This is a genomic window from Rhizocola hellebori (assembly GCF_016862955.1).
GTDB lineage: Bacteria > Actinomycetota > Actinomycetes > Mycobacteriales > Micromonosporaceae > Rhizocola > Rhizocola hellebori.
Map to the genome: position 1 here is coordinate 1 of NZ_BONY01000052.1, position 13,576 is coordinate 13,576.

Genomic DNA, 13,576 nt, shown 5'->3' on the forward strand with positions numbered 1-13,576 from the left:
GACAGCGGCGCGGCGCTGCAACATGGGTGTGCAAGCAACGCGCTGCCGCGCCGCTAGGAAAGCGGCGCTGCGATTCTGGTGTGCTTGCTCTGCACCCATAGGCGCAATTTTGGGTCGGTGTGCGGCTATGGGTGCAGAGCAAGGGTGTTGGACTACTTGCTGAGGCCGGCTCGGCGGAGGGCGTCGGCCATGGCGCTGTTGGCGGGGGCGGGGGTGGATTCGCGTCGTTGGCCGCCGCGGTTTTGCTGAGGGCGGCCACCGGGCTCGCGTTTGCCGGAGGTGGGTTTGTCGGCGGACGCGGTGGTGTGGTCGTCCTCGAGGCGGAGCGTCAACGAGATCCGCTTGCGGGGGATGTCGACCTCGAGCACCTTGACCCGCACCACATCGCCGGGCTTGACGACCTCGCGGGGGTCCTTGATGAAGGTGCGCGACATCGCCGACACGTGCACCAGGCCGTCCTGGTGCACGCCGATGTCGACGAAGGCGCCGAAGGCGGCCACGTTGGTGACGACGCCCTCCAGGATGAGTCCGGGCACGAGGTCCTTGAGTTCCTCGACGCCGTCGGCGAAGGTCGCGGTCTGGAAGGCCGGACGCGGGTCGCGTCCCGGCTTCTCCAGCTCCTTGAAGATGTCGGTGACGGTCGGGATGCCGAAGGTGTCGTCGGCGAAGTCGGCCGGTTTGAGCTTGCGCAACGCGGTCGAGTTGCCGATGACCTCCGTCCCGGCGGCCTGCATGATGCGGCGCACCACCGGGTAGGCCTCGGGGTGAACGCCGGACGCGTCGAGCGGGTTGTCGCCGTCGGGGATACGCAGGAAGCCCGCGCACTGCTCGAAAGCCTTGGGCCCCAAGCGCGGGACCTCTTTGATCGCGGTCCGGGTGCGGAACGGCCCGTTGGCGTCGCGGTGCGCCACGATGTTCATGGCGAGGCTCTCGCCGATGCCGGAGACGCGGGTCAGCAGGGGAACAGAGGCGGTGTTGACGTCGACGCCGACCGCGTTGACGCAGTCTTCCACCACCGCGTCAAGCGAACGCGACAGCTTGCTCTCGGCGAGATCATGCTGATATTGGCCGACCCCGATGGATTTGGGATCGATCTTCACCAGCTCGGCGAGCGGGTCCTGCAGCCGGCGTGCGATCGAAACGGCTCCGCGAAGCGACACGTTGAGGTCGGGCAGCTCTGCTGAGGCGTAGGCGGAAGCGGAGTAGACCGAAGCGCCGGCCTCCGAGACCACGATCTTCGTCAGGCTCAGCATCGGGTACTTCTTGATCAGGTCACCGGCCAGCTTGTCGGTCTCCCGTGAGGCGGTGCCGTTGCCGATCGCGACCAGCTCCACCTTGTGCTTCTGGCACAGCACCGCGAGCACGGCCAGCGACTCGTCCCACTTGTGCGCGGGCACGTGCGGGTAGATCGTCTCGGTGGCCACCACCTTGCCGGTCGCGTCGACCACCGCCACCTTGACCCCGGTACGGAAACCCGGGTCGAGACCGAGCGTGGGCCTCGTACCCGCCGGAGCGGCCAGCAACAGGTCACGAAGGTTCGCCGCGAAGACCCGCACCGCTTCGTCTTCGGCGGTGGCGAACAGGCGACCGCGAAGGTCGGCGCCGATCCGGAACAGCACCCGGGTCTTCCAGGTCAGCCGCACGGTGTCGAGCAGCCATGAACCGCCGCAGCCAAAGTGGACGGCGATGCGCTCCTCGTAGTTCTCCTCGCCCGGCTCGAGCACCAGGTCGAGGATCTCCTCCTTCTCGCCGCGGAACAGGGCGAGGATCCGGTGCGAGGGCAGCTTGGTGAACGGCTCGGCGAAGTCGAAATAATCCGAGAACTTCGCGCCTTCGGTCTCCTTGCCCTCGCGCACCTTCGAGGTGACGTGCCCGCGGTTCCACATCAGCTCACGCAGAGCGCCGATCAGGTCGGCGTCCTCGGAGAAGCGCTCGATGAGGATGGCACGGGCGCCGTCGAGCTCCTCGGCGGTGTGGGCGGTGACGTCATAGCCGGGGTCGGCGAGAATCGCGTCAGCGAGCGGCTCAAGCCCTGCCTCGCGCGCTATTTGTGCCTTGGTACGCCGCTTGGGCTTGTAAGGCAGGTAGATGTCCTCAAGGCGGGCCTTGGAATCGGCCTCCATGATCTGCGCTTCCAGCGCCTCGTCCAGCTTGCCCTGGGAGCGGATCGATTCGAGGATGACACCTCGCCGTTCCTCCAGCTCACGCAGGTAACGAAGCCGCTCCTCGAGCGTGCGCAGCTGCGCGTCGTCGAGTTCCTCGGTGGCTTCCTTGCGGTAACGCGCGATGAACGGCACCGTCGCCCCGCCGTCGAGAAGCTCTACCGCTGCTTGCACCTGGCGCTCGCGCACCCCGAGCTCATTGGCTATCCGCTGAAGAACAGTCACAACTGGCCATTATGGTGCCCCGCCCCCAGTAGGGCTGGCTGCGGGGCCAGGTTGGGACGTTCTGGTACTTCCAGCTCGGCCGGTTGTGGAACGGGCACCAGGAACAACAGGGCCAGTCCGACCCACACGTAGGCGTTGCTGCCCAGGAAGCCGTCGATGCCGGAGAAGTGGACCGCCCAGAGCCAAACCAGGCTGCTGCACAGCACGGCATACATCGCGGCCGCGGCGAGGCGATGCCGGCGGGTTCCGGTGTCGGCCAGCACGATCAGGGCGGGGATGAACCAGACGAGATGATGCACCCAGGTGATCGGACTGATCAGGCAGGCCACGATGCCGGTGACGGCAAATCCGGCGCGATCGTCGGCGGCGAGCGCGGCTCGGCGGGCCTGACGGGCCCACACCACGAGCAATGCCAGCACGGCGCCCGCCCAGAAGACGCCGCCGGGCGAGGGTGGGTGCAGACGGGCCAGGATGCCCTGCACCGACTGGTTGGAGACGTAATAGAGCACGCCTATCCGGTTGGTGTCCCACAACGCGTCTGTCCAGTAGACCAGCGACTCGGTGGGCGCCACGTTGGCCGCGAACAGGGTGGCCGTGACCGCAACCGCCGTTGCCACCAGGGCGGGCCGCCTGCGCGCGGTCACCAGCAGGTAGACGATGAAGATGGCCGGGGTCAGCTTGATCGCCGCGGCCAGCCCTATCCCTATCCCGGCCCAGCGCTGCCGGCCCGTGGACAGCAGCCAGAGATCCAGGTAGACCAGCGCCACCAGAAGCAGGTTGACCTGGCCGAAGCTGACGGTGTCGCGGACCGGCTCGAGCATGGCGAACAGGCAGGCGGCCAGCACGAAAGTGAACCAGCGATTCCAGCCTTGGCGCTTGGCGATCGGATCGACGAGCCAATAGAGCAGCGCCGCCGAAGCGGCAACGGTCAGCGCGACACTGACCGCGACCGCCTGATGCCAGGTGAACAGCAGCATCGGCAGCATGCACAGGGCGGCGAAGGGTGGATAGGTGAAGCCGTAATGGGTACCCGGACGAACATAGTCGTAGATAAGGCCGCCATCGTGGATCCAGTGGTGGATCGTTCCGTAGTAGACGCCGACGTCGAACCATCCGCGCTTGCCGGGGACCATCGTGATGAAGATGGTCACGGCCAATGCCAGCAGGGCGACCTGAATCCAGTGTCGTCGCGTTATGCCGGCCATCGCACCCCGGCCCGCCACAGCGTGACCGCAGCCAGCGCACTGCCGGCGGCGGCCAGTCCAAGCTGTGCCACGGTCGGGGGATACCCATCCGGGAGCACGACAATCGCCAAGATGGCGCAAAGCGCGGCGCAGTAACGCCGGGCCGCGCCGGGCGGTGCCGCCGCGGCGATCGGGATCAGTCCCCACAACAGGTACCAGGGCCGCGTCGCCGGACCCAGTAGCGCGAAACCGGCCAGGCTGAGGCCGAGCGCGTAGACGGGACTGTGCCGATGCCACGCCACGAGCGCGGTCGCCGCAGCCGCCGCAATGCCGATCCAGCGCCAGGTCGGCACGGCCAGCGCGGCCAGGTCGGAGCCGAGCGAGCGCAACACCTCCCCGGTGAGCCTGCCTATGGCGCTGCTCAACGACCAGTTGCTGGCCGAGACCGGGGTGTCCAGAGCCGACATCCAGCCATATCCCGTCCCCGCCGCGAAGGTCGCCGCGACCCCGGTGGCCAGCGCGACCGAGGCCGTGCCCAGCACCGCCTTGACGCGCCTGCCCGCCGATCCGGCCCATAGCCGTGTGAACGCTGTGCCCGCCACCGCCTTGACACGGCTGCCCGCCGACCCCGGCCACAGCCGGGCAACAGCTTTGCCTTGGTGGCTTGCCTGATCTGATGCAGCTTTGACCCGGATGCCGGCCGGGTCCGCCCAGCACCAGGCCACCGCGAGCAGGCCAAGCGCGGCAGGCGCTTTGACCAATCCGGCGAGCGCCACCAAGACAGCGCCCGGGATCGGATAGCGGGCCGCCACGGCTAGTCCGGCCACGAGAAGCCCCATCATCACCGCGTCGTTGTGCGCTCCGGCCACAAAGTGCAACAGCACCAACGGGTTCAGCGCGCCCAGCCAGAGCGCGGCGGCCGGGTCGACCTGGCAGATCCGGGCCAGCCGGGGCAGGAAGAACACGAGCAGGCCAAGGCCGGCCAGGGCGACCACTCGCAACCCGGCCACCCCGGCGATCACGTCTGACTGCGCCACCTGCGCCACCGCCGCCGCGATCCGCAGGAACACCGGCCCATAGGGCGCTGGGGTGTCCCGCCAGATCATCGGCACCTGATCGGCCAGCGGGCCGCCCAGATGCGATGGCCCGAAGCGATAGACGTCGATCCCGGCAACGACCATCGCGCCCTGCGCGAGGTAGCTGTACACGTCGCGGCTGAACAGCGGCGGCCCCAATGCCAAGGGCAGCAACCACAGCAGCAGGGTGCGCCGCAGCCAGCTTTCGCTGCTCGGCAGGGCCTTGCCCAGCGCCCACCAGGCCGAGATGAGCACGATCAGTCCAAAGTAGACAACGATCAGCCCGGCGTCGGCGTGCGGGCGCAGCGTCAGCACCGGCAGCGCGCCGGAGGCCAGGCCGCCGCCGGCCAACGCCACCGAGCCGGCCACGCCAAGCCACCGGCAGGAGCGCGGGTCAGGATAAGGACTCATGGACCGCAAGGAAACCGCTCACCGCAGCATCCCAGCCAAAGGTCTCCGCCCGAGCTCGCGCCGCAGCGCGCCGCTGCGGCTCGGGCCGCGCCAGCAACTCGTAGACGCCGCCGGACAGATCCTCTCCGGCGACCGCCGCCCCGGCTTGGCCGATCACCGCTGGGAGTGCGCTTGACGAGCTGACCACTGTCGGGGTACCGCAAGCAAGCGCCTCAAGCGCGGCAAGCCCGAAGGTCTCGATCGGGCCCGGGGCGAGGGTGAGATCGGCGGTGGCCAGCAGACTCGCCACGGCCGACCGGTCGCTGAGAAATCCGGTGAAGGTGACCGGCAATCCGGCCGCCTCCGCCTCCAGCCGGCCGCGCAGGGGCCCGTCACCGGCCATCACGAGCGTGGCCGCCACCCCATCGGCGAGAAGGGTTTCGAGGGTGCGCAAGGCCCGCGCGGGGCGCTTTTCCGCCGACAATCTGGTGCAGCACACCATAAGCAGCTCATCGGGTTTGGCGAAGCTCGCCCGCAGCAAGCTGTCGTGTTTGGACGGATGGAACAGGTCGAGGTCGACCCCGAGCGGAACCTGCGTGACGTTGCCGGCTCCGATCCGCGCGAACTCCCTTGCCGCCCAAGCGGTGGTGCAGATGACGCGGTCGTAGTGCCGGGCCGTGGCCCGGTTCAGCCTGGCCGACAGGGCCGGCAAGGGCAGCAGGCCGTCAAGACTCTCGTGCGAGACCATGACCGAGGGCACGCCTTCCCGCTTGGCCCAGCGGCCCGTCCAGCGCAGGGTGGTCCGATCGGAAACCTCTATCCGGTCGGGCTTGAGCTCGCCCAGCACCTGCGACACCGCCCGATTGTTGAGCAGCAACCGATATCCGCCCATCATGGGAACCAGGGGGGCCGGCAGCTCGACGACGCGGCCGTGTTCGGTCAGCTCATCGGCGTGATCGGGGCCGGGGATCACCAGGACGGGTTCGTGACCCGCGGCCGCGTAACCCTTGCCCAGCTCGCGCAGGGCTGTCCGCAGCCCGCCGGAGCGGGGCATGACAAAGTTGGCCAGCCGCACAATCCTCATGCCGCGCCGACCGCGGCCCGGTAGTGACCGATCAGCTCGTCGCCGAGCGCGCTCCACGTTCTTGAGGCCACCGCGTCGAAGGCGGCCACGCCGTACTCCTTGCGCATCCGCTCATCGGCGGCCAGCTCCGCGATCGCGCGGGCGAAGGCGGCGGCGTCGCCCGGTGGCACCAGGATGCCGGTCTGGCCGGGCTTGACCAGGTCCACCGGCCCGCCGACCGCGGGCGCCACCACCGGAACGCCGCTGGCCATGGCCTCCTGAACGGTCTGGCAGAAGGTCTCGTAGGGTCCGGTGTGGACGAACACGTCCAGGCTCGCGTAAAGCCTGGCCAACTCGGCGCCCCGGCGCGGCCCGAGAAAGCGTGCGTTGCCCAGCCTTCGCTGCACCGCCCCCCGCATCGGGCCGTCCCCCACCACCACCAGCTGGACGCCGGGCAGCTTCGCCGCGTCTTCGAGCAGCTCCACCTGCTTCTCCCGGGCGAGCCTGCCCACATATCCGACGAGCACCTCGTCGTTGGGCGCCAACGATCTTCGGAGCTCGTCATCGCGGCGGCCCGGGTGAAACAGGGCCGTGTCCACGCCCCGGCCCCACATCCCGACCCTGGGCACGCCGTGCTCGACCAGCTGGGCGGCGGTCGAGGTGGACGGCGCCAACGTCATCGTGGCGCGCGCGTGCAGGCGCTGGATTACCTTCCAGGACACCACCTCGGTCAGACCCAGGCGGTAGGCGCGGGCGTAGCCCGGCACATCGGTCTGATAGATCGCCACGATCGGCAACCCGAGCTCGGCCGCGGCCTTGGCCCCCCAGGCCCCGAGCACGAACGGGCTAGCCAGGTGCACCACATCGGGCCGGAAAGCGGCCAGGATCCGCCCGAGCCGCCGGGTCGGCAACGCCAGCCGCACCGTGGAGTACCCCGGCATCGGGATGGATCTGAGCCTCACCACGGGATGCGGATCAGCACTGTCCACAAGCGACACCGGACGCGGCGCGATGACCAGCACCGCATGCCCACGCGCGGTCAGGTGACCCGCGATCCGCGCCACCGAGTTGGCGACACCGTTCACCTCGGGCAGGTAGGACTCCGTGATGATCACGACCCGCATGCTCGAAACCGTATGAAGATCACCAGTCCGCGGGGAGTCGCCCGTGCGACCTCTTGGCAAAGACGGGTCGAACAACCGGAACCGCTTTTGTCTTAGTACTGGCGTACTATTCACGTCATGGGCGATGAGGTCAAAGCCGGCTCCATGGACGAGCTCCTTGCGCACATCCCGGTCACCGAGGAGGGCAAGGCCCGGTGGCGCGCGCGTCTAGCCGAACTAGACGCCAAATGGACCCCCGAGCGGCGCGAGGAGCTACGAAAGCAGCTCGGTCTGTCATGACTATTCGGCTAATCCTCGACACCTCTGCGGTCGCAGAGTATGTCAAGGGTTCGATCCACGTTGGGGAGCTGCTCGCCGAGCTCCACGACGAAGCAGCGGAAGTTCGTTTCGCGGTGCCGGTGACCTGTCTCGCCGAGGCTGGCCTGGCTGCCGTGAGCCCGGAATCCTTGCTGTTACTCGCGAGTCACCAACGTGCGGCCGTCATTCCGGTCTCTGCGGAGCGATGGCGCGACCTGGTAAACCTCACCAAGCTGATGGGCAGTGTGCTGCATGCCGCGCCCTTCCTCGTCGCGATCAATCGGGACGACTGCTACCTCCTGACGGCGACGCCCCAGCGTTATCCCGACACAGATCTTGTTATCGACATAGGTCAATAGTCACTCGCGGTCGACATTGGTCAATGGTCTTGCGGTCGCTGGACGCCGGTGGCGATGCCGGCGCCTGGCGATCGCTCTGTTGCCGTGCCGGTGGCTGTGTGGCCGGTATGTGCTGTATTGCCGGTGTTTTGGGCTCCGGTGCAGGTCAAGATGATCACTGCGGCGGGCCTTCCAATGTTTTTGCACTGCCCGTAACCGAACTGTGATGCTTCCGGCGTGTGCTCTGACTGTCACGGCTATTGACCTGGCGGTGACACCTTGTTTAATCATCGGTAACTTGTGACGCGCGACACACAGGAGTGGGCTTGCTGCAGGTAACCAACCTAGAGGTCGTATATGACGACGTCGCCCTGGTGCTTCGCGGCATCAGCATCCGGGTGGCGCCCGGTCAGATCGTCGCTCTGCTCGGCGCCAACGGTGCGGGCAAGACCACTTTGCTGCGCGCGGTGACCGGGCTACTTGATGTGCACGAAGGGGAAATCACCAAGGGATCGGTGTCCCTGGACGGCACCCCCATCCACAAGCTCCGGCCAGCCGCAGTGGTACGTATGGGAATCGGGCAAGTGATGGAGGGCCGGCGCATCTTCGCCGAGCTTTCGGTCGAGGAGAACCTTCGCCTCGGCGGTCATACCAGCTCAGGGTCGCACAAGGAGCGGCTTGAGCGTTGTTACAGCCTTTTCCCGGTACTGGCCACGAGAAAACGAAGCACGGCAGGTTATCTGTCCGGGGGAGAGCAGCAGATGCTCGCGATGGGACGAGCGCTGATGGCCTCACCGAAGTACCTGCTGCTCGACGAACCCAGCCTGGGCCTCGCGCCGAAGCTGGTCGAGCAGATCCGCGACCTCATCGTGCAGATCAACGCGAGCGGGACAGGGGTGCTGCTGGTCGAGCAGAACGCGACCATGGCGCTGTCGATCGCCTCGCACGGCTATGTCATGGAGAACGGGAAGATCGTGCTCGACAAGCCGTCGGGCGAGCTGCTGGCCGATGAGGACATCCGGGAGTTCTACCTCGGGTCCCACACCAAGTCCTTCAGGGATGTCAAGCACTACCAGCGCCGGAAGCGGTGGTTGTCGTGAGCAATGTGCTGGAGTTCCACGACGTCCGCCTCGCCTTCGCGGGCGTGAAGGCGATCGACGGCGTCTCCTTCGAGGTCGGCGAGAAGGAGCTTTTCGCGATCATCGGCCCGAACGGGGCGGGCAAGACCTCCATCTTCAATGTGCTCTCGGGCGTCTACCGGCCGCAGACGGGGCGGGTCACCTTCAACGGCGTCGACCTGATCGGCAAGCGTCCACATAGGATCGCCGAGCTGGGCCTGGCCCGCACCTTCCAGAACGTGGAGTTGTTCAGCAACCTCACCGTGCTGGAAAACCTGATGCTGGGCCGGCATCACCACCTGCACTACGGGTCGCTGGCCGCCATCGCGTGGTGGGGCCGGGCCAAGCGGCAGGAGATTGAGAACAGGCAACGCGTCGAGGAGATCGTCGACTTCCTCGAGCTGGAGCAGTGGCGCAAGGTCCCGGTCGGGTTGCTGCCCTATGGGGTGCAGAAGCGCGTGGAGCTGGGCCGCGCTCTGGCCATGGAACCCAAGCTGCTCCTGCTCGACGAGCCGGTGGCGGGCATGAACCTCGAGGAGACCGAGGACATGGCGCGCTACATCCTCGACATTCGCGACGAGCTGCATCTGCCAATGATTCTCGTCGAGCACGACATGGGCTTGGTGATGGACCTTGCCGACCGGGTGATGGTGGTCGACTTCGGACAGCCGGTGGCCACCGGTATCCCCGCGGACATCCAGCACCATCCCGAGGTCATCCGCGCCTATCTGGGGGTGAGCAACTAATGACTGCTACTGCTACTTCCACGCCGATCAACACCACCACGACGACGACCATCGCGACCCGGGTCCGAGACAGGGCGCTGGCCACGCCGAAGGCGGTGGCCATGCGGGAGAAGGACTTCGGCATCTGGCGCGAGGTGACCTGGGCCCAGTACTGGCAGCGGATCCAGGAGGTCGGTCACGCTCTGCTGGCCCTGGGCATCGAGCACGGCGACCGGGTGGCCGTGCATTCGGAGAACCGGCGCGAGTGGCTCTACTCCGATCTGGGGGCGGTTTCGGTCCGGGCGATCACGGTCGGCCTCTATCCCACGAACCCGCCTGCCGAGGTGGGCTACCTGCTGTCGCACTCCGGTGCCCGGGTGCTCATCGCCGAGGATCAGGAGCAGGTCGACAAGGCGCTCGAGGTGCTCGACAGCTGTCCCGAGCTGGAGTGGATCGTCTACATCGAGCCCCGCGGCATCCGGCACCGCTACGAGAATTCGAAGCTCATGGCCTGGGAGGAGTTCCTCGCGCTCGGGCGCAAGCACATGGCGGAACATCCCGACGCCGTGGCCCAGCGGATGGCGGCCGCCGGCTCCGACGACATCCTGACTCTGGTCTACACCTCCGGCACCACGGGTCCGCCCAAGGGCGCGATGCTCAGTGTGTCCAATGTGGAATTTGCGATCTCCGCGCTGGTCGACGGCGGCGGCTTCACCTCGCCCCCGCCCGGGCCCAACGACATCCTGCTTTCCTACCTGCCGCTTTGCCATGTGGCCGAACGCATCTTCACCACCTGGTACAACGCCGGGGCCGGGGTGCAGGTGAACTTCGCCGAGTCGGTCGCCACGGTGCAGCCCAACCTGCGCGAGATCCAGCCGACGATCCTGTTCGGCGTCCCGCGGATCTGGGAGCGGATCCTGGCCGGGGTCCAGATCAGGCTGGCCTCCGCGTCATGGTTCAAGCGGCTCAACGCGAAGCTTTGGACGGGCGTGGCCAACGGGATCGCCGACACCCTGGTGCGCACGGGCGGCAACCACACCTTCGGCTCGCGTCTTCGCTACGCATTGGGCTGGTTGTTCTACTACCGCTCGCTTCGGGAACGGCTCGGCATGAGCAACGTGCGTTTCGCCGCTTCGGGCGCCGCCCCGATCGCGCCGGAGGTTCTCAAATTCTTCATGGGCATCGGGGTACCGATGCACGAGGTCTACGGCATGACCGAGAACACGGCGGTGGCCACGGGTAACCGGCCCGGCCGCGTGAAGCTGGGCACCGTGGGCGAGCCGCAGAACAACACCGAGCTTCGGATAGATCCCGATACCGGCGAGATTCAGACCCGGCACGGCGGCACCTTCGTCGGCTACTACCGCGATCCGGCGGCCACGGCCGCGGCGATGACGCCCGACGGCTGGCTGAAGACGGGCGACGTGGGTGAGTGGATCGACGGAACCCATGTGCGCATCACCGACCGGGCCAAGGACATCATCATCACCTCGGGCGGGAAGAACATCTCGCCGTCGGAGATCGAGAACGGGCTGAAGGCGTCTCCTTTCATCAAGGAGGCGATCGTCATCGGCGACCAGCGCAAGTTCCTCTCCGCGTTGATTGGCATCGAGCTCGAGACGGTGGGCGAGTGGGCGCAGCGGCGCAACATCGCCTACACGACCTACCGCGATCTGGGCGAAAAACCCGAGGTGCTCAAGCTGGTGCAGTCCATTGTGGACGAGGTCAACTCCAAGCACGCCCCGGTTGAGCAGATCCGGCAATTCCGCATGCTGCCCAAGGAGCTCGATCACGAGGACGGCGAGCTCACCGCGACCATGAAGGTCAAGCGATCAGCCGTCGGCAAGCTCTTCGCTGAACTGGTGGAAGATATCTATGGTTGATCTTTTGGAAGCGGTGATCCGCGGCCTGGGCCGGGGCAGTATCTATGCCCTGCTGGCGCTGGGATTCGTCATCATCTTCAAGGCGACACGGGTGATCAGCTTCGCGCAGCCCGCCTTCATGCTGGCCGGGGCGGTGCTCGTCACCTTCCTGGTGGGGCCGCTCGGGTTTTGGGGCGCTCTGATCGCGGCGACGCTGCTGACGGCCCTGCTCGCGCTGGGGGTGGAGCGCTCCGCGGTGCGGCCGATGGTGGGCAGGCCCGCCTTCGTGGTGGCCATCATCACCCTCGGCGTCGACATCGCGGTCCGGGTGGTGGTCAACGCCTTCCTCGGCATCAATGTGCGGCAGGTCGACGACCCGTGGGGGCTCAAGACCGTCGAGCTGGCCGGGCTGCGCGTGGAGCAGCGCCACATCGCCGTGCTGCTCACCACGACCGTGCTCGTCGCGGGCCTGTTCGCCTATTTCCGGTTCACCCGGATGGGTCTGGCCATGCGGGCGGCCTCCTACGACCAGGAAGCCGCGCTGGCGCAAGGGGTTTCGGTCGGCTCGGTGTTCGCCGTCTCGTGGGCGATGGCGGGCGGGCTCGCCGCGGTCGCGGGGACCTTTGTCGCCGCGGGGGAGAACGTAGACGGCCTGATGTGGCGCATCGCCCTGGTCGCGCTGCCAGTCATCATTCTGGGCGGGCTCGACTCGCTGCCCGGGGCGGTGGTGGGTGGGCTCCTCGTCGGCGTGCTGCAGGAGCTGGCGGCCAACTACCAAGCCGAATACGCCCCGGTCTGGCTGGGGGAGAACGTCTCGATCATCACCCCCTATGTGGTGATGCTGCTGGTTCTGCTTGTCAAGCCTTACGGGCTGTTCGGAACGCGTGAGGTGGAGCGGGTATGAAGAATCGGCCGCTGCTTTACACGAGCTACGCCGGCGAGATGGGTTTGCTCAACACCCGCGCCAAGCAGCTCTCGGTGGGGCTGATGATCCTGGTGGCGCTGGTCCTGCCGTTCGTGCTCGACGACCAATGGCTCAGCCTGCTGGCGATCTGTGCCGCCACCGCGATCGGGGCGATCGGGCTCGGCCTGGTCACCGGCTACGCGGGGCAGGTCTCGCTCGGGCACGCCTTCTTCATCGGCATCGGAACATTCACCGCGGCTGTCCTAAGTGGAGATCCCAACGGGCGCACACTTGGCTTCGGCATCACCAACATGCTGATCTGGCTGCCCGCGGCGGGGCTGGTGGCGCTGGTCGCCGGCATCATCGTCGCGCCGCTGGCCACCCGGCTGCGCGGTCTGTATCTCGCCATCGTCACGCTGGGCCTGGTCGTCATCGGCGAGCACATCTTCGCCGAGTGGTCGGACGTGACCGGCGGGCTCGGGGTGGGGCGTCCCCCCGCCACCCTCGACGTCGCCGGCTATCACGTCGGGGTGACCGATTCAGTGGGGACAAAGGACCAGAAGGCCTACTGGCTCATGCTGATCCTGCTCGTCGTCTTCGCGCTGGCGGCCCGAAACCTGGCGCGTTCCAAGGTGGGCCGGGCCTTCACCGCGATCCGGGACCGCGACATCGCCGCCGGCGTCATCGGCGTGAACCTGCCGCGCTACAAGACGATCGCGTTCGCCATCTCCTCGTTCTACGCCGGCTGCGCCGGTGCGCTGCTCTACCCGCTCATCGGCTTCATCGAGCCCGGTTCCTTCAACCTGGGCATGTCGGTGCTGTACGTGGCGATGGTGCTGATCGGTGGTGCCGGAACCATCTCCGGCGCGATCGCCGGCGCGTTCTTCATCACGCTGCTGCCGACGCTGACTCGGCAGCTGATGCCGTTGCTCCCCTTCATAAGCGAGTCGTCGGACCGGATCCCCAACCTGCTGCAGCTGCAGACGATCCTCTACGGCGTTCTCATCATCGGCTTCCTGATCTTCGAGCCGCGTGGCCTATTCGGGATCTGGATCCGGATCCGCTCGTACTGGAAGAGCTGGCCATTTTCCTACTAGAAAGGAACATC

Annotated in this window: 12 protein-coding genes; 7 read left to right on the forward strand and 5 right to left on the reverse strand. The window is 67.1% G+C overall.

Annotated features, from left to right (window positions below; genetic code table 11):
- Positions 1 to 152: 152 nt before the first annotated feature.
- The 5 genes from Rhe02_RS32885 to Rhe02_RS32905 are packed head-to-tail and all read right to left on the reverse strand — an operon-like array spanning position 153 to position 7,224.
- On the reverse strand, positions 153 to 2,387 hold the full coding sequence (locus tag Rhe02_RS32885; protein WP_203912332.1) for a Tex family protein: 2,235 nt from the start codon (positions 2,385 to 2,387) through the stop codon (positions 153 to 155).
- Entirely contained in the window at positions 2,384 to 3,592 is a 1,209-nt protein-coding gene (locus tag Rhe02_RS32890) for a glycosyltransferase 87 family protein (protein ID WP_203912333.1), read from the reverse strand. Before Rhe02_RS32890 ends, Rhe02_RS32885 begins: the two co-directional genes overlap by 4 nt.
- Positions 3,580 to 5,058, reverse strand: a complete 1,479-nt coding sequence (gene mptB, locus Rhe02_RS32895; RefSeq protein WP_203912334.1) for a polyprenol phosphomannose-dependent alpha 1,6 mannosyltransferase MptB — start codon at positions 5,056 to 5,058, stop codon at positions 3,580 to 3,582. Before mptB ends, Rhe02_RS32890 begins: the two co-directional genes overlap by 13 nt.
- The gene (locus Rhe02_RS32900) at positions 5,042 to 6,121 is read right to left on the reverse strand and encodes a glycosyltransferase (protein WP_203912335.1); all 1,080 of its coding nucleotides are present in this window, start codon (positions 6,119 to 6,121) and stop codon (positions 5,042 to 5,044) included. Before Rhe02_RS32900 ends, mptB begins: the two co-directional genes overlap by 17 nt.
- Positions 6,118 to 7,224: a glycosyltransferase family 4 protein gene (locus tag Rhe02_RS32905; RefSeq protein ID WP_203912336.1), complete on the reverse strand. Its 1,107-nt coding sequence runs from the start codon at positions 7,222 to 7,224 to the stop codon at positions 6,118 to 6,120. Before Rhe02_RS32905 ends, Rhe02_RS32900 begins: the two co-directional genes overlap by 4 nt.
- A gap of 117 nt (positions 7,225 to 7,341) precedes the next feature.
- On the opposite strand from Rhe02_RS32905, the gene Rhe02_RS32910 reads away from it, so the two are divergent.
- The 7 genes from Rhe02_RS32910 (at position 7,342) to Rhe02_RS32940 (ending at position 13,565) form a co-directional block, all read left to right on the forward strand.
- Complete coding sequence (locus Rhe02_RS32910; protein ID WP_203912396.1) at positions 7,342 to 7,503, forward strand: hypothetical protein; 162 nt, start codon at positions 7,342 to 7,344, stop codon at positions 7,501 to 7,503.
- Positions 7,500 to 7,880 (forward strand): hypothetical protein, encoded by a 381-nt coding sequence (locus Rhe02_RS32915; RefSeq protein ID WP_203912337.1) that lies wholly within the window; start codon positions 7,500 to 7,502, stop codon positions 7,878 to 7,880. Before Rhe02_RS32910 ends, Rhe02_RS32915 begins: the two co-directional genes overlap by 4 nt.
- 305 nt (positions 7,881 to 8,185) lie before the next feature.
- A complete protein-coding gene (locus Rhe02_RS32920) occupies positions 8,186 to 8,959 on the forward strand; it encodes an ABC transporter ATP-binding protein (RefSeq protein ID WP_275412662.1) in 774 nt (257 codons plus the stop codon).
- The gene (locus tag Rhe02_RS32925) at positions 8,956 to 9,723 is read left to right on the forward strand and encodes an ABC transporter ATP-binding protein (protein WP_239124213.1); all 768 of its coding nucleotides are present in this window, start codon (positions 8,956 to 8,958) and stop codon (positions 9,721 to 9,723) included. The genes Rhe02_RS32920 and Rhe02_RS32925 overlap by 4 nt, the downstream gene beginning before the upstream one ends.
- Entirely contained in the window at positions 9,723 to 11,585 is a 1,863-nt protein-coding gene (locus Rhe02_RS32930) for an AMP-dependent synthetase/ligase (protein WP_203912339.1), read from the forward strand. Before Rhe02_RS32925 ends, Rhe02_RS32930 begins: the two co-directional genes overlap by 1 nt.
- On the forward strand, positions 11,578 to 12,468 hold the full coding sequence (locus Rhe02_RS32935; protein ID WP_203912340.1) for a branched-chain amino acid ABC transporter permease: 891 nt from the start codon (positions 11,578 to 11,580) through the stop codon (positions 12,466 to 12,468). The genes Rhe02_RS32930 and Rhe02_RS32935 overlap by 8 nt, the downstream gene beginning before the upstream one ends.
- Entirely contained in the window at positions 12,465 to 13,565 is a 1,101-nt protein-coding gene (locus tag Rhe02_RS32940; RefSeq protein WP_203912341.1) for a branched-chain amino acid ABC transporter permease, read from the forward strand. Before Rhe02_RS32935 ends, Rhe02_RS32940 begins: the two co-directional genes overlap by 4 nt.
- Positions 13,566 to 13,576: the final 11 nt, after the last annotated feature.